Source organism: Rhodococcus sp. AZ1, from assembly GCF_054979605.1.
This window is the reverse complement of the sequence record NZ_JBUEQF010000004.1, coordinates 124,930-145,192: the sequence shown is the minus strand read 5'-3', so window position 1 is coordinate 145,192 and position 20,263 is coordinate 124,930. Positions and strand designations below refer to the sequence as shown.

At 67.5% G+C, this 20,263-nt stretch carries 20 protein-coding genes; 10 read left to right on the top strand and 10 right to left on the bottom strand.

The window, feature by feature from the left end; all coding sequences use genetic code 11:
• Position 1: 1 nt before the first annotated feature.
• Together tal and tkt are read right to left on the bottom strand one after the other, a co-directional pair.
• The gene (tal, locus tag ACY48E_RS06740) at positions 2 to 1,138 is read right to left on the bottom strand and encodes a transaldolase (protein ID WP_462871369.1); all 1,137 of its coding nucleotides are present in this window, start codon (positions 1,136 to 1,138) and stop codon (positions 2 to 4) included.
• Positions 1,135 to 3,273 (bottom strand): transketolase, encoded by a 2,139-nt coding sequence (gene tkt, locus ACY48E_RS06735; RefSeq protein ID WP_462871368.1) that lies wholly within the window; start codon positions 3,271 to 3,273, stop codon positions 1,135 to 1,137. Before tkt ends, tal begins: the two co-directional genes overlap by 4 nt.
• 238 nt (positions 3,274 to 3,511) lie before the next feature.
• Between tkt and ACY48E_RS06730 the strand changes: the two genes are divergently transcribed.
• Positions 3,512 to 4,492 (top strand): heme o synthase, encoded by a 981-nt coding sequence (locus ACY48E_RS06730; RefSeq protein WP_462871367.1) that lies wholly within the window; start codon positions 3,512 to 3,514, stop codon positions 4,490 to 4,492.
• Between the two features lie 4 nt (positions 4,493 to 4,496).
• On the opposite strand, the gene ACY48E_RS06725 is transcribed toward ACY48E_RS06730, so the two are convergent.
• The gene (locus ACY48E_RS06725; protein ID WP_462871365.1) at positions 4,497 to 5,462 is read right to left on the bottom strand and encodes a quinone oxidoreductase family protein; all 966 of its coding nucleotides are present in this window, start codon (positions 5,460 to 5,462) and stop codon (positions 4,497 to 4,499) included.
• A gap of 43 nt (positions 5,463 to 5,505) precedes the next feature.
• On the opposite strand from ACY48E_RS06725, the gene ACY48E_RS06720 reads away from it, so the two are divergent.
• A complete protein-coding gene (locus ACY48E_RS06720; protein ID WP_462871527.1) occupies positions 5,506 to 5,856 on the top strand; it encodes a hypothetical protein in 351 nt (116 codons plus the stop codon).
• A gap of 16 nt (positions 5,857 to 5,872) precedes the next feature.
• Here the strand turns inward: ACY48E_RS06720 and ACY48E_RS06715 are convergent, their stop codons facing one another.
• From ACY48E_RS06715 to mptB, 4 genes are all read right to left on the bottom strand, one after another.
• The gene (locus ACY48E_RS06715; RefSeq protein WP_462871364.1) at positions 5,873 to 6,871 is read right to left on the bottom strand and encodes a COX15/CtaA family protein; all 999 of its coding nucleotides are present in this window, start codon (positions 6,869 to 6,871) and stop codon (positions 5,873 to 5,875) included.
• 108 nt (positions 6,872 to 6,979) lie between these two features.
• Positions 6,980 to 7,795, bottom strand: coding sequence for an ABC transporter permease (locus ACY48E_RS06710; RefSeq protein WP_462871362.1), 816 nt, complete (start codon positions 7,793 to 7,795; stop codon positions 6,980 to 6,982).
• Complete coding sequence (locus ACY48E_RS06705) at positions 7,792 to 8,739, bottom strand: ABC transporter ATP-binding protein (protein WP_462871361.1); 948 nt, start codon at positions 8,737 to 8,739, stop codon at positions 7,792 to 7,794. Before ACY48E_RS06705 ends, ACY48E_RS06710 begins: the two co-directional genes overlap by 4 nt.
• 4 nt (positions 8,740 to 8,743) lie before the next feature.
• A complete protein-coding gene (gene mptB / locus ACY48E_RS06700) occupies positions 8,744 to 10,429 on the bottom strand; it encodes a polyprenol phosphomannose-dependent alpha 1,6 mannosyltransferase MptB (RefSeq protein ID WP_462871360.1) in 1,686 nt (561 codons plus the stop codon).
• 137 nt (positions 10,430 to 10,566) lie between these two features.
• Here mptB and ACY48E_RS06695 point away from each other — a divergent pair, with 137 nt between their 5' ends.
• The 8 genes from ACY48E_RS06695 (at position 10,567) to ACY48E_RS06660 (ending at position 17,461) form a co-directional block, all read left to right on the top strand.
• Positions 10,567 to 11,394 (top strand): helix-turn-helix transcriptional regulator, encoded by an 828-nt coding sequence (locus tag ACY48E_RS06695; protein ID WP_462871359.1) that lies wholly within the window; start codon positions 10,567 to 10,569, stop codon positions 11,392 to 11,394.
• Positions 11,391 to 12,836 carry a Fe-S cluster assembly protein SufB gene (gene sufB / locus ACY48E_RS06690; protein WP_462871357.1) on the top strand — a complete coding sequence of 482 codons (1,446 nt, stop codon included), beginning with the start codon at positions 11,391 to 11,393 and terminating at the stop codon, positions 12,834 to 12,836. Before ACY48E_RS06695 ends, sufB begins: the two co-directional genes overlap by 4 nt.
• 4 nt (positions 12,837 to 12,840) lie before the next feature.
• Entirely contained in the window at positions 12,841 to 14,037 is a 1,197-nt protein-coding gene (sufD, locus tag ACY48E_RS06685) for a Fe-S cluster assembly protein SufD (protein WP_462871356.1), read from the top strand.
• 19 nt (positions 14,038 to 14,056) lie between these two features.
• Complete coding sequence (gene sufC, locus ACY48E_RS06680; protein WP_462871355.1) at positions 14,057 to 14,857, top strand: Fe-S cluster assembly ATPase SufC; 801 nt, start codon at positions 14,057 to 14,059, stop codon at positions 14,855 to 14,857.
• On the top strand, positions 14,854 to 16,128 hold the full coding sequence (locus ACY48E_RS06675; RefSeq protein WP_462871354.1) for a cysteine desulfurase: 1,275 nt from the start codon (positions 14,854 to 14,856) through the stop codon (positions 16,126 to 16,128). The genes sufC and ACY48E_RS06675 overlap by 4 nt, the downstream gene beginning before the upstream one ends.
• Position 16,129: 1 nt before the next feature.
• Complete coding sequence (sufU, locus tag ACY48E_RS06670) at positions 16,130 to 16,615, top strand: Fe-S cluster assembly sulfur transfer protein SufU (RefSeq protein WP_462871353.1); 486 nt, start codon at positions 16,130 to 16,132, stop codon at positions 16,613 to 16,615.
• The gene (locus ACY48E_RS06665; RefSeq protein WP_462871352.1) at positions 16,612 to 16,959 is read left to right on the top strand and encodes a metal-sulfur cluster assembly factor; all 348 of its coding nucleotides are present in this window, start codon (positions 16,612 to 16,614) and stop codon (positions 16,957 to 16,959) included. The genes sufU and ACY48E_RS06665 overlap by 4 nt, the downstream gene beginning before the upstream one ends.
• 148 nt (positions 16,960 to 17,107) lie before the next feature.
• Entirely contained in the window at positions 17,108 to 17,461 is a 354-nt protein-coding gene (locus tag ACY48E_RS06660) for a DoxX family protein (protein WP_462871526.1), read from the top strand.
• Positions 17,462 to 17,488: 27 nt separating this feature from the next.
• Here the strand turns inward: ACY48E_RS06660 and ku are convergent, their stop codons facing one another.
• From ku to ACY48E_RS06645, 3 genes are read right to left on the bottom strand one after another with little or no spacing between them, the layout of a single operon-like run.
• Positions 17,489 to 18,307, bottom strand: coding sequence for a non-homologous end joining protein Ku (ku, locus tag ACY48E_RS06655; RefSeq protein WP_462871351.1), 819 nt, complete (start codon positions 18,305 to 18,307; stop codon positions 17,489 to 17,491).
• A gap of 9 nt (positions 18,308 to 18,316) precedes the next feature.
• Complete coding sequence (locus ACY48E_RS06650) at positions 18,317 to 19,474, bottom strand: lycopene cyclase family protein (RefSeq protein ID WP_462871350.1); 1,158 nt, start codon at positions 19,472 to 19,474, stop codon at positions 18,317 to 18,319.
• 10 nt (positions 19,475 to 19,484) lie between these two features.
• On the bottom strand, positions 19,485 to 20,252 hold the full coding sequence (locus ACY48E_RS06645; protein ID WP_462871349.1) for an SDR family oxidoreductase: 768 nt from the start codon (positions 20,250 to 20,252) through the stop codon (positions 19,485 to 19,487).
• Positions 20,253 to 20,263: the final 11 nt, after the last annotated feature.

The window sequence follows — 20,263 nt, the reverse complement described above, 5'->3', positions numbered from 1 at the left end:
CTCAGCCCCGGTCGACGGAGTTCAGTTGCTCTTCGGTGGCCTCGATCAGTTCGGTCCAGGCCGACTCGAACTTCTCGACTCCCTCGGATTCGAGAACAGCGAAGACGTCCGCGAGGTCGATCCCGACCTCACCGAGGGCAGCGAAGACCGCCGCGGACTCGGACTCGGTGCCGGAGACGGTGTCGCCGGTGACCTCTCCGTGGTCGGCGAACGCCTGCATCGTCTTCTCGGGCATCGTGTTGACCGTGTTCGGTGCTACCAACTCCGAAACGTAGAGGGTGTCGGGGTATGCCGGATCCTTCACTCCGGTCGAGGCCCACAGAGGGCGCTGCGCGGCAGCGCCGAGTGCGGCGAGATCGCCGAACCGGCCGCCGGTCTCGAACACCTTCCGGTAGGCGGCGTACGCCAGACGCGCGTTGGCCAGCGCAGCCCTGCCCAGCAGGTCCGTGGCCGCAGGAGTCCCGATCGCGCGCAGACGAGCGTCGATCTCGGTATCGACACGCGAGACGAAGAACGACGCCACCGAATGGACCTTCGCCAGGTCGTGACCAGCCGCCGTGGCGGCCGCCAACCCGTCGAGGTAGGCATCCATCACGGCCTCGTAGCGCTCGACGGAGAAGATCAGGGTGACGTTGACACTGATGCCCTCGGCGAGCACACGCGCGATAGCCGGGATGCCGGCCTCGGTGGCGGGGATCTTGATCAGCAGGTTCGGTCGGTCGACGATCTTCCACAACTCGATGGCCTGAGCCACCGTGCCGTCGGTGTCGTGGGCCAGCCGCGGATCGACTTCGATGGACACCCGCCCGTCCACTCCGGCGGAGGACGCGAACACGGGAGCGAAGATGTCGCACGCGCGCCGCACGTCATCGGTGGTGACCGTGCGGATGGTCGCCTCGACGTCGGCGCCGCGCCTGGCCAGTTCCTCGATCTGATCGCGATACGCGGACCCGTTGCTCAGTGCCGCCTGGAAGATCGACGGATTCGTGGTGACGCCGACGACCGACCTCGAGTCGATGAGCTCCTGCAGGTTTCCGGTCTCGATGCGCTCGCGTGAGAGGTCATCGAGCCACACCGAGACTCCGGCCTCCGACAGGGCTGCGAGTGCGGGGTTCTGGGAAGAGGTGTTCTCGCTCATGACTGTGCCTGTCCCTCTGCGACGGTAATGGATCTGCGGGCTGCCGCCGCGGTGATGGATCTGCGGGCTGCCGCCGCGACGGCCTCGGCAGTGAAGCCGTAGTCGCGGAACAGAGTCTTGTCGTCCGCGGATTCGCCGAAGTGCTCGAGTGAGACGATTTCGCCTGCGTCACCGACGAGTCGGTACCACGGCATCGCGATGCCGGCCTCCACGCTGACGCGGGCACGGACGGCGGGTGGGAGCACACTGTCCCGATACCCCTGATCCTGCGCTTCGAACCATTCCAAGCACGGCATCGACACCACGCGGGTGCCGATCCCCTCCGACTCGAGCACAGCGGCGGCGTCGACTGCGAGGGCAAGTTCGGACCCGGTTCCGATCAGGACGACCTGAGGCTCGGCCGTCGACGACTCGACGAGGACGTAACCGCCCCTTGCGACGCCCTCGCTCGACGTTCCGGCCAGCACCGGGACGCCCTGACGTGTGAGAGCAAGTCCCACCGGCCCTGTGCTCGACGACCGCGCGATCACCGCTCGCCAGGCGAAGGCGGTCTCGTTCGCGTCGGCCGGTCGGACCACCGCGAGGTTGGGAATGGCACGCAGGGCAGCCAGGTGCTCGACCGGCTGGTGGGTGGGGCCGTCCTCACCGAGGCCGATGGAGTCGTGGGTCCAGACGTAGATGGGGTCGATATCCATCAGCGCGGCGAGGCGAACGGACGGACGCATGTAATCGCTGAACTGCATGAATGTTCCGCCGTACGCGCGGGTGGGTCCGTGCAGCACGATGCCGTTGAGGATGGCGCCCATGGCGTGCTCGCGGATGCCGAAATGCAACGTGCGGCCGTATGGTTCGGCGGTCCAGTCGTCGGTGGAGATCGAGGTGGGGCCGAACGACAGCGCGCCCTTGATGGTGGTGTTGTTGCTGCCGGCGAGATCGGCGGAGCCGCCCCACAACTCGGGCAGAACCGGGCCCAGTGCGGCCAGGGTCTCGCCGGACGCAGCTCGGGTGGCGACCGCCTTCGTGCCGGGCTCCCACGTGGGCAGGCCCGCGTCCCATCCCTCGGGAAGCGCACCCGCGGTGAGCCGGTCGAGCAGAGCCTTGCGCTCGGGTTCGCGCGCTGCCCATGCCGCGAACTGCTCCTCCCAGGCAGCGCGAGCGGCGGCGCCTCGACCGACGAGGCCGCGGGTGTGTGCGATCACCTCTGCGCCGACTTCGAAGTTCTTCTCCGGATCGAACCCGAGAATCTTCTTGACCTCCACGATCTCCGGCGCGCCGAGCGCTGATCCGTGCACCCCGCCGGTGTTCATCTTGGTCGGTGCGGGGAAGCCGATGATGGTGCGCAGCAGGATGATCGACGGCTTGTCGGTGACAGCCTTCGCCGCGGCGACGGCCTCCTCGATACCGGTGACGTTCTCACCGCCGATCACCACCTGCACGTGCCATCCGTACGCGGCGTACCGAGCGGCGACGTCCTCCGACAGCGCGATGTCGGTGGAGTGCTCGATGGAGATCTTGTTGTCGTCGTAGAAGACGATCAGATTGCCCAACTGCTGCGTCCCGGCCAGGGACGACGCCTCGGAGGTCACACCTTCCTGGATGTCGCCGTCGGAGGCGATCACATAGATGTGGTGATCGAACGGGCTCGCTCCCAGCTCCGGTTCGGGGTCGAACAGCCCGCGCTCGCGACGCGAGGCCATCGCCATCCCGACTGCGGACGCCAGGCCCTGCCCCAAAGGGCCGGTGGTCATCTCGACGCCGGCGGTGTGGCCGTACTCGGGGTGCCCCGGAGTCTTCGATCCTTTGGTGCGCAGCGCCTCGATGTCGGCGAGTTCGAGGCCGAAACCGCCGAGATAGAGCTGGATGTACAGGGTCAGGCTCGAGTGCCCGCAGGAGAGGACGAACCGATCGCGGCCGATCCACTGCGTGTCGGACGGGTCGTGGCGCATCGACCGCTGAAAGAGGGTGTAGGCCAGTGGCGCCAGGCTCATGGCGGTGCCGGGGTGCCCGTTGCCGACCTTCTGCACCGCGTCCGCCGCCAGGACACGAGCGGTGTCGACGGCACGGGTGTCGAGATCGGACCAGTCGTCGGGGTGATGCGCCCGAGTGAGGACGGAAACGTCGTCTGTGATCGACACGAGCGGAATCTCCTGACGGGGGTGGATGGAGCCGAGCGGGCGTGCTCGCCTGACACCCTAGTTCCGTCGGGCCGCTCGGTGCGACCCACCTCCGCCACGGGTCGCGGATGCGAGTTCGGAGCGGGTGCGGTCGGCGTCTACCATGGTCTGTAGTAGTCCGGCCGGTCCCTAGTGGATCCGTCGGAGCAGCCCGACGGCCGCGTCACGGCCCGACCGAGATGAACGTAGGGAGAGCCGCGTGCGGATGGGGCAGAGGCCCGGCGGACACGGGGTCACCGAGACACCGAGATCGCCGCAGGACGGCGGAGCGCCCGTCCTCATTCGCGTTCGCAACACCGTTCTGGCCTACCTCGCACTGACCAAGCCGCGGGTCATCGAACTCCTGCTTGTCGCAACGATCCCGACGATGCTGCTCGCCGATCGGGGGCGCGTCGATCTCGCTCTCGTGTTGGCCACATTGTTCGGCGGGTGGATGGGAGCCGCGAGCGCCAACACCCTCAACTGTGTCGCCGATGCCGATATCGACAAGCTGATGAAGCGCACCGAGCGGCGGCCACTGGCGCGCTCGGCGGTGCCCACTTCGCATGCCTTCGTCTTCGGTACCGCACTGGGCCTGGCGTCGTTCCTGTGGCTGTGGTGGTCGACCAACCTGCTGGCCGGCGTCCTCGTCGTCGGGACGATCCTGTTCTACGTCTTCGTCTACACCCTGGGTCTCAAGCGTCGTACGTCGCAGAACGTGGTGTGGGGTGGTGCGGCGGGATGTATGCCCGTCCTGGTCGGCTGGGCGGCCGTCACCGGAACCATCGGATGGCAGGCCATCGTGCTGTTCCTGGTCATCTTCTTCTGGACTCCGCCGCACACCTGGGCCCTGGCCATGCGCTACAAGGACGACTACGCGGCCGCCGGTGTGCCGATGCTGCCGGTGGTGGCCACCGAGCGAACCGTCACCAAGCAGATCGTGATCTACACCTGGCTCACCGTTGCCTCGACGTTCGCCCTCGTGCCGGCTGCCGGCGCGGTGTACGCGGCGGTGACGCTCGTGGCCGGCGCGTGGTTCCTGCTGATGGCGCACCAGCTCCATGCCGGTGTTCGTCGCGGCGAGTCGGTACGCCCCCTGCGGTTGTTCCTGCAGTCCAACAACTACCTGGCCGTGGTGTTCCTCGGCTTGGCCGTGGACTCTGTCCTCGGCCTACCCACCATCAGCTCCTTCCTCGGCTGAGACCTCACGGCAGGAGCACGATCGAACCAGTGGTTCGCCGTTCCTCGAGGTCGGTGTGGGCACGCGCGGCGGAGTCCAGCGGGTAGGTGGCACCCACGGTCAGTTCGATCGAACCCGACGCGAGAGCGCCGAGCACTTCCTCGCCGCGCCAGGTCAACTCCTCCCGATCGCGCGTGTAGTGGGCCAGCGACGGCCTGGTGACCACCAGGGATCCGAGCCCGTTCAGTCGTTGGAGATCGAACGGAGGGACCGGCCCGCTGGCCGCCCCGAACACCGCGAGTGTTCCCCGTACGCGCAGCGATGCCAGGCCGGCCTCGAACGTGGAGGCGCCGACCCCGTCGAACACCGCGTGTACACCCTCGCCGCCGGTGAGGTCCTTCGCCACCCCGGCGATGTCGTCGTCGTAGCGCAGAACATGATCGGCGCCCGCGCGGCGGGCAAGGTCGGCCTTCTCGTCGGTGGAGACGGTGGTGATCACCGTGGCCCCTTTCGCCTTGGCCATCTGGATCAGCAGCAGCCCCACCCCGCCCGCGCCCGCGTGCGCGAGAACGGTCTGCCCGGGTTGGACGGGGAAGGTCGAGTTGATCAGATAGTGCGCCGTCATCCCCTGCAGGAGCGCCGACGCCGCCACCGGCATGGCGAGGTCGGCGGGCACGGGTAGGGCGGATGCTGCGGGGACCACGGCGAGTTCGGCGTAGCTGCCCCGTACCGAGCACCAGGCGACCGTCTCGCCCACCGAGAACTCACTCACACCCGCACCGACCGCGACGACCCTGCCGGCGCCCTCCTCACCTGCGACGTAGGGGAGCTCGCGCGGGTACATCCCCGATCTGAAGTAGGTGTCGATGAAGTTCACCCCCGCGGCGGCCACCTCGACCAGCAGTTCTCCCGGCCCGGGTACAGGGTCGTGCACCTCGGTGTAGTTGAGGACGTCGGGACCACCGGTGCGCTCGACCATCACGGCATGCATGGATCCGTTCTACACCCGACTATCCTTCACACTCATGACGAGCATGAGCGCGGATACGGCCGGCGCACCCTCTCCAACAGCCCCCTCGGCCACGGTTTCGGCAATCGAGTCGTTCATCGCTGCCCACGGCGGATCAGCTCGGGTGGTGGCACAGCCAGTGGGCCGTGCAGGTGTTCGACTGACGCTGGTCGGCGCCGATGGCGTGCTCGGTGACCGCATGGTTGCCGACCTGGCCACCGCAGACGCGGTGATCGCCGCCGTGGCGAACCTGGAGCGGGCCGAATGGGATCTCGAGTTGACCTCGACGGTGACCCCGCGCACCGGTCACTGGGCGAAGATGGCGGGATGGGTCGCGCGATCGACGCGGTTCCCTGCTGCGCGCAACGAGCGGTAATCGGCGACGCCGCTACTCACCGGACCGCGGCCGGCGCATTCTGGGCCCCGTCATCGTCGACGGCCACCGGAACGGTCTCCACCCGCTCGCGGTCACGCGTGGCCGTCCACAGAGCGGCGGTGGCGGCGACGCACGCCGCGGCACCGGCGACGTGCACGGCGACCAGTACTTCGGGCACACCGGTGAAGTACTGCACGACACCCACCAGTGACTGCGCTGCCACGAGCGCGAGCAGAACGCCCAACTGCTTCTTCACTCGAGCCGGTGCACCGACCGCATAGAGGCCGAACGCCAAGCCCACCAGCAGCGCGCCGTAGCCCACCAACAGCTGCGAGTGCGCATGCACGAGTGTGACGATCTCGATCTCGAGACGTGGGACGGGCTTGTCGATACTGGCGTCCCCGGCGTGTGGACCTGCCCCGGTGACCATCGTTCCCGCCACCAACACGCCGGACAGAGCGACCGCGCTCAGAGCGGTGAGCGCGCGCAGGGGGGCGGGCACCGCGGCGATCTCGGTGCCGTCGTCGGGCCGACCGACCTTGACGTAGAGGATCGTGGCCAGCCAGACCATCAGCATGGACACCAGCAGATGCAGCGCGACCGTCCACCAGAGCAGACCTGTGAGCACGGTGATTCCGCCGATGACCGCCTGCAGGACCGTGCCGCCCGGCATCATCCACGCATACGCCAGGACCTCCCGACGGCGGCGTGCGCGGGTGACGGCAATAACCACCGCTGCAGCGGTGAGCACCACGAGGAACGTGAGCATGCGGTTGCCGAATTCGACAGCCTGATGCACGAAGGGAACCTCGGAGACGCCGATCGGCGTGAAGCTGCCGGGGAAACACTGCGGCCAGGTGGGGCAGCCGAGACCGGAGGCGGTCACGCGCACGATCGCTCCGGTCACCGAGATCCCTGCCTGGGTGAGCACAACCAGGAGCGCGATCACGCGTTGTGTCCGAACGCTGGGCAGCGGAACGAGATCTACGACGCGGAGGAATTGTCGATACAGCACGGCTTCGATCGTAGTTCGCAATCGTCGTCCACCCACGCGGCCCTGGTCACACGCCCTCAGAGCGAGTGCCGTGGGGCTGATCGGGGCGGGGGGTTGATCGGGCCGGGATCAGACGAACGTGAACCGGCGTGTGGCCAGCCATCCACTGAGCGCCGCCCATCCCAGCAGTACCAGTACGCCGAACACGTCGAAAGAACCTGCCAGGGCCTGCTCGAGCGCTTCGGCCAGCGCACCGGACGGAACCAGACGCACGACGGTATGAACTGCCGTCGGCAGGGTGTCCGTGGCGAAGATCGCACTGGCCACACCGACCATCACGAACCAGGCGATGTTGGCCACGGCCAGCACGATCTCCGCTCGCAGTGTTCCGCCCAGCAACAGACCCATGGCTGCGAAGGTGAGCGTTCCGAGTGCGATCATGACGGCGCCGATGGCCAAACCGCTGATGCTCGGACGCCAACCCAGGGCGGCGCCGATGGCGCCGAGAACGGTGGCCTGCAGCGTCACCACGATCACCACCGCCGCGGACTTGCCGGCGATGATTCCCCAGGTCGGCAGGGCTGTCGCCCCGATGCGCTTGAGCGCCCCGTAGCGACGGTCGAAACCCACTGCGATGGCTTGGCCGGTGAAGGCGGTGGACATCACGGCCACGGTCATCACCGCCGGGACCACGGAGTCGACGCGCTGAGCACCGAGGTCACCGAACGGCAGCAGCGACAGTCCGATCAGCAGGGTGATCGGAATGAGCATCGTGAGCAGAAGTTGCTCGCCGTTGCGCAGGAGCAGAATCAGCTCCATACGCGTCTGAGCGAGAAGCATCGTGCCGGGCCGCGCCGCACGCGGGTCGGGCGTGAACGTCCCGGGCGCGAATCTGTTCGTCGCGCTAGACCGCTCGGTGTTCACTCGGTCGGAGTCGAAGGTCATCCGCGCAGATCCCGTCCCGTCAATTCGAGGAAGACGTCCTCGAGGCTTCGCTGCTCGACGCGCAGGTCGGTCGCCAGCACGTTCATCCGGGCGCACCACGAGGTCACCGTGGCCAAGACCTGCGGATCTATGGTGCCCTCCACGAGGTACGTGCCCGGCGAGGTCTCGACGGGGTCGAAACCTTCCGGGAGTGCCGTCTGCAGCAGTTCCAGGTCCAGCCCCGCGGGGGCGGAGAAGCGCAGCTGACCCTCAGCACCCTGACGAGTGATCTCGGTGGGTGTGCCGGCGGCAACCACGCGACCGTGGTCCACGATCACCAGGTCGTCGGCGAGTTGTTCGGCCTCGTCCATCAGGTGAGTGGTCAACAACACACTGACCCCGTCCCGGCGCAGTGCATCGATCAGTTCCCACACGAGCAGGCGCGCCTGCGCGTCCAAGCCCGCAGTCGGCTCGTCGAGGAACACCAACTCGGGCCGGCCCACCAGTGCACATGCCAGGGACAGGCGTTGCTGCTGCCCGCCGGACAGACGCCGGTAGGGGGTGCGGTCCGACCCCGTCAGTCCCAACCGCGACAGCAGCCACTCGGGATCGAGCGGGTTGGCGGAGTACGACGCGACGAGGCGAAGCATCTCCCCGGCTCGTGACCCCGGGTACGCGCCGCCGCCCTGCAGCATGACGCCCACGCGCGGCTTGAGCAGGTGCGACTGTGTGGCGGGGTCGAGGCCGAGGACGCGGACGGTCCCCTCGTCGGCCTCGACGAACCCTTCGCACATCTCGACGGTGGTGGTCTTGCCCGCGCCGTTGGGCCCCAGTAGTGCCAGCACGCGACCTCGTTCCAGCGTGAGGTCGAGGCCGTCGACGGCCACTGCGGAGCCGAAGCGCTTGGCGACCCCGCGAAGCGACACGGCCGGAGCGGCGTCGGTTCTCTCACGCAGTGTGGTCACGTACTCAAGCGTAGGCGCGTCCTGGCCGGGTCGATTCTGCGGCCCTACTCGCCCCGGTTACGGGGAGCCGGTGCCGGGCGAGAAACAGGACGATCAACAGGGCGACGACTGCGGCGACGTAGGCCTGCACGATGACGAAGGGCTGGTACTCGCTGCCGTTCGGCATCAGGATCACGCTCACCAGTGCCGAGAACGCGATCACCGGTCGGCGGAACGACGGCCGCGTTGCCCACGCGGCGAGGGGCGTGACGGCCCACAGCAGGTACCAGGGCTGAACCACCGGGAACAGCAGCACGAGCGCTCCCAGTGAGACGCCGAGTGCGCCGATGGGATGCAGGCGCCCGCGCAGGACCGCAATCAGCATCCTCAGGGCGATGAGTCCGGCGATCAAGGACGCGATCGGTCGGGTCAGGGACAGCACGGCCGTGGTGTGGTCGCCGATACCCAGGAGCACCCCGGCACGACCCGTGGCGAGACCGAGCAGGGTGGGTAACGACATCCAGCTCCGCACGGCGTTGGCGGTGCCGAGGGTGTTGACCCAGCCGAATCCGAGTCCGCTCGCAGCGCTGACGGCGACGATCACCGTAATCGCGATGCCGGCCAGCAGGGCGGCAGATGCCAGCACGGCACGCATCGTCGCGCCCCACCGACGGGCAAGGGCCATGCCCACGAAACCCAGCGCCAGCAGCGATGGGATCTTCACCGTGGACGACAGTGCCACCAGGGCCAGTCCGGCGAGCAGCAGTGCCGCCGTCCGACCTCGGATCGGTTCGTCGGATTCGATCGCTCGCAGTGCGATCTCCAGACCGGCCAGCATCAGGCCGAGCATCAGGGCCTCGTTGTGGATTCCCGCCACCAGGTGGAAGAGCACCAGGGGATTGGCCGCACCGAGCCACAGGGCGGCGACGCTCGAGACCCCGCATCGCGACGCCAGCCGGGGCAGGGCCCAGACGATGAGTGCGACCCCGGCCAGCGCGACAGCTCGGTGCAGGAAGATCCCGAAGACGATGTTCTCACCGGTGATCGCGGTGATGCCACGGCCGATCCACAGGAAGAGCGGACCATATGGTGCTGGGGTGTCGCGCCAGATGTTCGGAACGGTGCGCGAGAGCACGTTGTCGAGACCGAGCGCCTGCCCCGGGCCGATGGCGTAGGGGTCGAGACCGCGGGCGGTGATCTCGCTCTGCGCGAGATAGGAGTACACGTCCTTGCTGAACATCGGCGGCGCCACCACCAGCGGCAGGATCCACACGGCCAGCGTTCGATCGAGCTGGGAGCGGCTGATCCGGCGAGGTGAGACCTCGACGCGGGTGGACCCGATCGCGAACCGCCCGAGCATCAGCCATGCCAGCACCACGATGAGAATGCCGAGCACGGTCACCGTCAACGCCGTCGTCGGCATGCGAGCGAACAGGCCCAGTACGCGTACCCCCTGTACCGGATTCTGGAGCACCGGTTGCGCCCCGGCGCCGAGCGCACCCAGTGCCATGAGAACCGAACCCGTCGCCCCGAACAGTCGCACGGCGCGCAGCATGCGGAGTTCGTCGCGGTCGAGCCCCGGTCGGTCCGGCTCGACGGTGTGCAATTCGGCCACGCCGGTGTGACCCGGGGCCGGGTCGAGACCGAGGACGCGACGGACGATCTCGACGGCACCGCCCCTGGTGCGCGAGATCGTCGGCGGCAACTTCACGAGGGGGAGCCTAGCCCCGCTGCGCCACAGTGCGGCGCACTCGATCGTCACTGCGCGGCGCACTCCAAGACCACTGTCCGAGTGTGGCGCGGAGCACCTGTGTGGAACTGTGGGAGCAATTCCGTCACACTGGTGTTGTGAAAACCTCTACGAACGGCTCCGGCGGTGCAACCGCACAGTCGATCGCCGGGGCACAGTCGGTGGAGGTGACCACCTCGGAGCGGCGTACTCGCGCGTCGATCGTGTCGTTGCTCGTCGAGGACGGTCCGATCAGCGCCACCGCGGTCGCCGCACGGCTGGGCCTGAGTGCCGCGGGCGTTCGCCGTCATCTCGAAGCTCTCATCGAATCCGGCGAGGCTCGCATCACCACGGCGGGCGGGCGTGCGACGCGTGGTCGTGGCCGTCCGGCCAAGTTGTTCGCCATCACCTCCGCCGGTCGCGCGCGGCTCGGGCACTCGTACGACGACCTGGCAGGCGCGGCCATGCGACATCTTCGTGAGATCGGTGGTGACGACGCGATCGACAGCTTTGCGCGCCGGCGCATCGAATCGATCGTGGCCGACGTGTCGCCAGTCGTCTCTGCCGAGGCACCGGGATCGGGTGTCGAGGCCACCGCTGGTGACGTCGAGGCCACCGCGGAGGCCATCGCCGCCGCTCTCACCGAGGCCGGGTTCGCCGCATCGGTTCGCTCGGTACCCTCCGGCGTGCAGATCTGCCAGCATCATTGCCCGGTCTCGCATGTGGCCGCCGAGTTCCCCGAACTCTGCGTCGCCGAGCGGGAGGTCTTCGCCGAGCTTCTCGGCACCCATGTCCAGCGGCTCGCCACCATCGTCAACGGCGACCACGCGTGCACCACGCACGTTCCTGTCCCAACCTCGGCGTCACCCGGCGTCGACAGCTCCACCGACCGGCGCCGCTCCTCGCGGCGACTCTCCCAGACCCCCCTCCGGAAGGAGCTCGCATGACCATCACACCCGACCAGGTCAGCCCCGCCCAGCCGCTCACCCAGGACGAGACAATCGCCTCACTGGGGACGTACGGATATGGGTGGTCCGACTCCGACGTCGCGGGCGCCAGCGCCAAGCGAGGCCTGTCCGAGGCAGTGGTGCGTGACATCTCCGCGAAGAAGAGCGAGCCCGAATGGATGCTCGAGGCACGACTGCGTGCGTTGCGGACCTTCGATCGCAAGCCCATGCCGAACTGGGGTTCGGATCTCGACGGCATCGACTTCGACAACATCAAGTACTTCGTCCGGTCGAGCGAGAAGCAGGCCGCCACCTGGGACGACCTGCCTGCGGACATCAAGAACACCTACGACCGCCTCGGCATCCCCGAGGCCGAGAAGCAGCGCCTGGTCTCCGGTGTCGCCGCCCAGTACGAGTCGGAGGTCGTCTACCACTCCATTCGCGAGGACCTGGAGCAGCAGGGCGTGATCTTCCTCGACACCGACACGGGCCTGAAGGAGCACCCGGAGCTCTTCCAGGAGTACTTCGGCTCGGTGATCCCGGCCGGTGACAACAAGTTCTCGGCACTGAACACCGCGGTGTGGTCGGGCGGATCGTTCATCTACGTGCCGCCGGGTGTGCACGTGGACATCCCGTTGCAGGCCTACTTCCGCATCAACACCGAGAACATGGGCCAGTTCGAGCGGACGCTGATCATCGTCGACGAGGGTGCCTACGTGCACTACGTCGAGGGGTGCACCGCGCCGATCTACAAGTCGGACTCCCTGCATTCGGCCGTGGTGGAGATCATCGTCAAGAAGGGCGGCCGCTGCCGCTACACCACCATTCAGAACTGGTCGAACAACGTCTACAACCTGGTGACCAAGCGTGCCAAGGCCGAAGCCGGCGCAACCATGGAGTGGATCGACGGCAACATCGGGTCCAAGGTCACCATGAAGTACCCGGCCGTGTGGATGACCGGCGAACATGCCAAGGGCGAGGTGCTGTCGGTGGCGTTCGCCGGTCCCGATCAGCACCAGGACACCGGGTCGAAGATGCTGCATCTGGCACCGAACACCTCCTCGAACATCGTCAGCAAGTCCGTTGCTCGTGGCGGTGGACGCACGTCGTACCGAGGTCTGATCCAGATCAACAAGGGAGCCCACGGGTCGCGGTCGACCGTCAAGTGCGATGCGCTGCTCGTCGATCAGGTCAGCCGAAGCGACACCTACCCGTACGTGGACATTCGTGAGGACGACGTCACGATGGGCCACGAGGCCACTGTCTCGAAGGTCAGTGACGATCAGCTGTTCTACCTGATGAGCCGCGGAATGACCGAGGACGAGGCCATGGCGATGGTGGTGCGCGGGTTCGTCGAGCCGATCGCCAAGGAGCTACCCATGGAGTACGCGCTCGAGCTCAACCGTCTGATCGAGCTCCAGATGGAAGGGTCGGTGGGCTGACCGGATGAGCACCGACAGCAACAGCGGTGTCACGGGCGCGGTGATCGGCGAGAACTCCGGGGCCATCGTCGCCAACAAGGGCACCCAGTTCACCTCGTACGACGTCGACGCCTTCGAGGTCCCGTCGGGACGCGACGAGATCTGGCGATTCACGCCGCTGCGTCGACTTCGCGGACTCCACGACGGCTCCGCGACAGCCGATGGTTCGGCCACCGTCACGGTGTCCCCCCACGCCGGGGTGACCGTGGAGACGGTCGGACGCGACGACGCTCGACTGGGACGCGCGGGCGTCCCTGGCGACCGCATCGCCGCTCAGGCCTACAGCGCCTTCACCGAGGCGACGGTTGTCACCGTGGCATCGGACACCGTGATCGACGAGCCGGTCACGGTCACGGTCGACGGTCCGGGCGAAGGCCGAGTGTCCTTCGGCCACATACGCATTCGTGTGGAGAAGTTCGCCCGGGTGGCACTCGTGCTCGAGCAGCGGGGGAGCGGGACGCATGCGGAGAACATCGAGTTCGATCTCGCAGACGGCGCACATCTGACCGTCGTGGCGCTCCAGGAATGGGCCGACGACGCAGTACACGTCGCGGCCCACCAGATCCTGGTGGGCCGCGACGCCACACTGCGCTACTTCTCGGTGAGCCTGGGCGGCGACCTGGTGCGTCTGAGCCCGGTCGTCCGATACGCCGGGCCCGGAGGCGACGCAGAGCTACTCGGTCTCTACTTCGCCGACGACGGCCAGCACCTCGAGCAGCGGCTGCTGGTCGATCACTCCGCACCGCACTGCCGCTCGAACGTCGTATACAAGGGTGCGCTGCAGGGCGACCCGTCCTCCGATCGGCCCGACACCCGCACCGTGTGGATCGGCGATGTTGTCATCAGGGCAACCGCCGAAGCCACCGACACCTTCGAGTTGAACCGCAATCTGATCCTCACCGACGGCGCTCGCGCCGATTCGGTCCCCAACCTCGAGATCGAGACCGGCGAGATCGTCGGTGCCGGCCACGCCAGTGCCACGGGCCGTTTCGACGACGAGCAGCTGTTCTACCTGCGCGCCCGCGGTATCCCCGAGGACGCCGCTCGGCGTCTGGTGGTGCGCGGGTTCTTCCACGAGATCATCCAGAAGATTCCGGTCGAGAGCGTGCGCGAGCGCCTCGAGATCGCGATCGAAGCCGAACTCGCCATCACCGGCGTCTGACACCTGAGAAGGAATCACCATGTCCACCTTGGAAATTCGCGACCTCCACGTCGCGGTCAGCAACGCCGAGGCTCCCGACGAGAGCATCGAGATACTCACCGGAGTCGATCTGACGGTCGCGTCGGGTCAGACCCACGCGATCATGGGTCCCAACGGGTCCGGTAAGTCGACTCTGTCGTACGCGATCGCCGGTCATCCCAAGTACACCGTTACCTCCGGGTCGATCACGCTCGACGGCGAGAACGTGCTCGAGATGAGCGTGGACGAGCGCGCCCGGGCCGGGCTGTTCCTCGCGATGCAGTACCCGGTGGAGGTTCCCGGTGTGTCGATGTCGAACTTCCTGCGGACCGCGGCCACTGCCGTGCGCGGCGAGGCGCCCAAGCTGCGGCACTGGGTCAAGGAGGTCCGCGAGTCGATGGCCGAACTCGACATCAAGTCCGAATTCGCCGATCGCAGCGTCAACGAGGGATTCTCGGGCGGCGAGAAGAAGCGCCACGAGATTCTCCAGCTGGGCCTGCTTCGGCCGAAGATCGCGATTCTCGACGAGACCGACTCCGGTCTGGACGTCGACGCGCTGCGCGTGGTGTCCGAGGGTGTCAACCGGTACCGCGAGCGTGGGTGGGACGGCCCGAACGGGGAAAGCGTGCCTGGTGGGGTTCTGCTGATCACGCACTACACGCGAATTCTGCGCTACATCACCCCCGAGTTCGTGCACGTCTTCGCAGGCGGGCGAATCGTCGAGTCCGGTGGGCCCGAGCTCGCCGAGGAACTCGAGGCCAACGGTTACGAGCGTTTCACCAAGGCGGCCACGACCGCATGACGGTGACGAGCACGCACGCTCCGGCCCGTTTCGACGTCGAACGGATACGGGCGGACTACCCAATTCTGGGACGGACCGTTCGCGAGCAGAAGCCGCTGGTCTACCTTGATTCCGGCGCCACCTCGCAGCGACCGGTGCAGGTTCTCGACGCCGAACGCCGGTTCCTCGTTACGTCCAACGCGGCGGTGCACCGCGGCGCGCATCAGTTGGCCGAGGAGGCCACCGACGCCTATGAGCACGCCCGCGCCGCGATCGCCCGGTTCGTGGGCGCGGCCCCGGACGAGGTCGTGTTCACCAAGAACGCCACCGAAGCCCTGAACCTGGTGACGTTCGCCCTCGCCGACAACAGGTTCGACCGGGCGCTCGGGCCGGGCGACGAGATCGTGATCACCGAGCTCGAACACCACGCGAACCTGGTGCCCTGGCAGGAACTCGCGCGGCGTACCGGCGCAGTCCTGCGGTGGTATTCGGTCACCGAGGACGGTCGAATCGACCTCGACTCGCTGGAGCTGACCGAGCGCGTGAAGGTCGTGTCCTTCACGCACCAGTCCAACGTCACCGGCGCGATCTCACCGGTGTCGGAATTGGTTCGCCGCGCTCGCGACGTCGGCGCACTCGTCGTTCTCGACGCATGCCAGTCGGTCCCGCACATGCCCGTCGACCTCACGGCCCTCGACGTCGACTACGCCGCCTTCTCCGGCCACAAGATGCTCGGCCCGTCGGGTGTCGGAGTGCTCTACGGCCGCCGACAGATCCTTCACGCGATGCCGCCGGTGATCACCGGCGGTTCGATGATCGAGACCGTCACCATGGAGGTCAGCACCTACGCCGAGCCCCCGCAGCGCTTCGAGGCCGGCGTCCCGATGACCTCACAGGTGGTCGGGCTCGGTGCTGCCGTCGAGTACCTCGAGGCCCTGGGCATGGACGCCGTCGCCGAGCACGAGCACGCTCTGACGGTCGCTGCTCTGGACTCCCTCACCGAGATCGACGGTCTGCGCATCATCGGTCCCACCACTGCGGAGGCCCGTGGAGCGACCGTCGCCTTCGTGGTCGAGGGGATCCATGCCCACGACCTGGGGCAGGTTCTCGACGACGACGGCGTCGCAATCCGCGTCGGCCACCACTGCGCCTGGCCGCTGCACCGCCGTTTCGATGTCGCCGCGACCGCTCGTGCGTCCTTCGCGCTCTACAACACCGTCGAGGAGGTGGGGGTGCTGGCCGAGTCGATCCGCCGCGCGCAGCGCTTCTTCGGCGAGAGAACGAGCATCTGACATGCGTATGGAGCAGATGTATCAGGATGTGATCCTCGACCACTACAAGCATCCGCACGGCCGAGGTCTGCGCGAGCCGTTCGGCGCCGAGGTGCACCACGTCAACCCCACCTGCGGCGACGAGGTCACTCTTCGCGTCGCCGTTGTCGGCGACAGGGTCGCCGACGTCTCCTACGACGGTCAGGGCTGTTCGATCAGTCAGGCGGCGACGTCGGTGCTCACCGATCAGGTCGTGGGCCGATCGGTCACCGACGCCCTGACCGTGGTCGATTCCTTCTCCTCGATGATCTCCAGCCGGGGGACCGTCGAGGGCGACGAGGAGGTGATCGGCGACGGCATCGCCTTCGCCGGCGTCTCGAGGTACCCGGCCCGCGTGAAGTGCGCCCTGCTCGGCTGGATGGCCTTCAAGGACGCCCTTCTGCGCACCCTCGACACCCCGACGGCCACCGATGAACCTGCAGCCCGCAGCCGTGAGGAGCTCTCATGACAGACACCCCCACCGACACCGACGCTCAGGACTCCGTGATCGCGGACCTCGAGGAGGCCATGCGCGACGTGGTCGACCCGGAGTTGGGTATCAACGTCGTCGACCTGGGTCTGGTGTACGACATCAAGATCGACGACGAGGCCGTCGTCACCATCGACATGACGCTCACCTCGGCGGCGTGCCCGCTCACCGATGTCATCGAGGACCAGTCACGCACTGCCGTCGTGGGTAGCGGCCTGGCCAACGAGCTGCGCATCAACTGGGTCTGGATGCCACCGTGGGGGCCGGACAAGATCACCGACGACGGGCGTGAGCAGCTTCGCGCCCTCGGCTTCACGATCTGACGACGGCGCTGCGCGCCGCGCGGTGCACGAATCCGGATGTTTCGCACCCGTCGGCACGGGGAATGACAGTTCGGTGACGAACATTGTGCGGTCCACGGCGGACGAGAGTGCACCACAGACGATCGGACGTATCGTTCTGGGTGGCTTCATGACCTTCGCGGGCATCACCCATCTGACCGTGGCGCGGGAGGAGTTCCGCGCGCAGGTACCGAAGTTCGTCCCCGTCTCCACCGACGTCGTGGTGCTGGCCTCCGGCGCGGTGGAGATCGCGCTCGGTACGTCGATGATCGTCCTGAAGAGCCGCCGTGCTGCGGTGGGCCTGGTGCTGGCCGCGTTCTTCGTGATCATCTTTCCCGGGAACATCGCCCAGTACGTGCACAAACGCGACGCCTTCGGGCTGACCACCGACCGTGCGCGCCTCGTGCGCCTGTTCTTTCAGCCGGTCCTGGTGGCGTGGGCCCTGTGGTCGACCGGAGCGTGGAAGGCCCTCGCGTCGCGCTGACGGGCGATCGGGTGCCGCGCAGACCGGCTACCCGGTCTCGCGTTCCGTCGCTGCTGCAGCAGACTTTCCCGCCGCTTCCACACTGCGCTGAAGAGCTGCGATGAGATCGACAACCTCGGCATCGTCGCCGGTGGAGTTGGTCGACGGGGCGGGGATCACCTTCTCGCCACCGTTGGCGATCGCATCGTCGAGGACCTTGCGAAGTTCGATCTGATAGTCGTCGGTGAACTCGCCCGGGTCGAAGTCGGTTGCCATGCTCTCGACCAGCATCGACGCCATCGCCAGTTCCGCTGGTTTGGGGTCGGGGACCTCCGCGAGTGCGGGGAACTCGGCGGTACGAACCTCGTCGGGCCACAGCAGGGTCTGCACCACCAGCACGTCGCCACGCACGCGCAGGGCCGCCAGCCGGGTCTTCTGGCGCAGCGTGAAATGCACCAGCGCTGTGCGATCGGTGGCCTCGAGGGTCCTGCGGAGAAGCACGTACGCCTTCGGTGACGCCGAGTCGGGTTCGAGGTAGTAACTCTTGTCGTAGAGGATCGGGTCGATCTGCTCCGTGGGAACGAACTCGAGTACAGGTATCTCGTGCTTCTCCGCGGCCGGGAGCGAGGCGAAGTCGCTGTCGGTGAGGATCACGCGATCGCCGTCGGGACTGAGGTACGCCTTGTCGATGTCGGCGAACTGCACGGTCTCACCGCACTCGGAGCACCGCCGGTCGTACTTGATCCGCCCGCCGTCCTTCGCGTGGACCTGATTGAACTTGATGTCGTGGTCCTCGGTCGCGGTGTACACCTTGACGGGCACGTTCACCAGCCCGAAGGCGATGGATCCTTTCCACAGTGATCGCATGGGCTCAATCTAGCCCGACCCGTTCTGCTGCGGACCCGTCACGATCGCCTTCATCAGTGCCAGACGCTCGCCGGTGTCCATCACCGCGAACATGTGAAGCATCGCCTTGGACACCCCGGCCAGGTCGTCGTCTCCGGACAGGTAGGCCCGCTGGTCGGCGACGTCGAGGGTGAAGAAGGTGTCGAAGAAGTCCAGCAACCGTGCGTGGGGCATGCCCAGTAGAGCCCGCGAACCTATCGAGCGAAGCGACGACACCAACGTTCCCGACGGCCGGCCACTCGGTCGATTCCCGGCCAGGAGTGCGTCCGACATCGAGTCGGCCGCAGCGAGGGAAGCGGCCACGCTGTATCCGGTCGCGGGGTGCATCGAGCCCCCGCGCGCCCCGAAGCCGATCGCTGCGCTGTCGGCATCGCCCGTCGGTGGGCGGACCGCGAACCTCACCCTCTCCACGGCTGCGTCGTCCGGGACGACGACGCCGCGGCTGTCCAGACGAACGCGCAGGCGCCGCTCCAACTCCGCGAAGGCCAGCGGCGGGTCACCGATCAGACAGGTCTCCTCGAGCAGTACTCGCCCGTCGGCGAGCGGCATCGCGTAGAGAAAGCTCGGCAGCACCGGGGTCGCCGCGCCGATCATGTCGGTGCCGTTGTCGAGTGCCCAGTCCATGAACCACGCGCACCGCCCATCGAGCGCCGCCTCTGCGACGGCGTCGGGAACGATCAACCCGAATGCGGTCTGCTGGGGGATACCGGGGCGTGCCGGGACACCACGGGCGTCCACGACGTGCGCCGCGCGCAGGAGCGTGCCGTCGTCGAGGGTGACCTCCTCACCGCTCAACGCCCGCGCGGTTCCGCGCAGCACTCGCGCCTCGCCGACGTCGAGAGCGCGCTGCAGACCGGCGGTATCGAGGATCGTGTACTCCCGATCGATCCGGTGATCTCGTCGTGCGCGGGCGCTCGGTGCCGCCACGGTCGTGGCGTACACCGATCGCGAGAGCCAGGCCGGGAGTTCGTCGGTCCAGGCACCGTAGGTGGGCGTCCAGGTCCTCGCGGGGTGTGGATCGACGACGATGACACGCGCGCCGCGAACCAACAGTCGGTGCGCCAGCGCCCGACCTGCCGGCCCTGCGCCGACGACGATGACATCGGCGACAGCGTGGACGTCCGGCATGCAGCCGACGCTACAGCCCGCCGGTGGCCAACAATCCGCCGTCGATCCTGATCGTTTCCCCGGTGAGCCACGATGCCTCGTCGGAGACGAGGAACCCGACGAGCGAGGCGACGTCCGCCGGTTCGCCGACCCGTCCGAGCGGGTAACTCCGCGCGGTCGCCTCCTCGCCCTGAGCGACGAGCGCTTCGGCGAACTTGGTCTTGACCACACCGGGCGCGACCGCATTGACGCGAATCTTCGGCCCGAGTTGCCAGGCGAGTTCTTCGGTGAGCCTGATCATGGCGGCCTTGGAAGCCCCGTACGCAGCGATCACACCGGTCGATCGCAGACCCGCGACGCTGGCGACGTTGACCACACTGCCGCCGTGCTCGCCCATCCATGCATGGAAGGCGAGTTGGACATATCCGAGCGCGGCCACGACGTTGACCTCGAAAATCTTGCTCACGGCACCGAGGTCGGCCTCCATGAGCGCGCCGTACACCGGGTTGATTCCGGTGTTGTTGATCAGGATGTCCAGCGAGCCCAACTCGTCGATCGTGCGTGCGACGACATCTGCACGCGCGGCGGCGTCGGAGGTGTTCGCCGCGAGGGCGAGCACGCGGGCTCCCGCGACGGTCGCGCGCAGCTCGTCGGCTGCGGTCTCGAGAGGCTCCTGCTTGCGGGCGGTGAGCGTGACCGCGGCGCCTCTCCGTGCCAGTTCTGTCGCTATGGCGAGTCCGATTCCACGGCTGGCGCCCGTCACAAGGGCGGCGCGCCCCTCCAGATCACGTGTGGTCATGATCACGACGC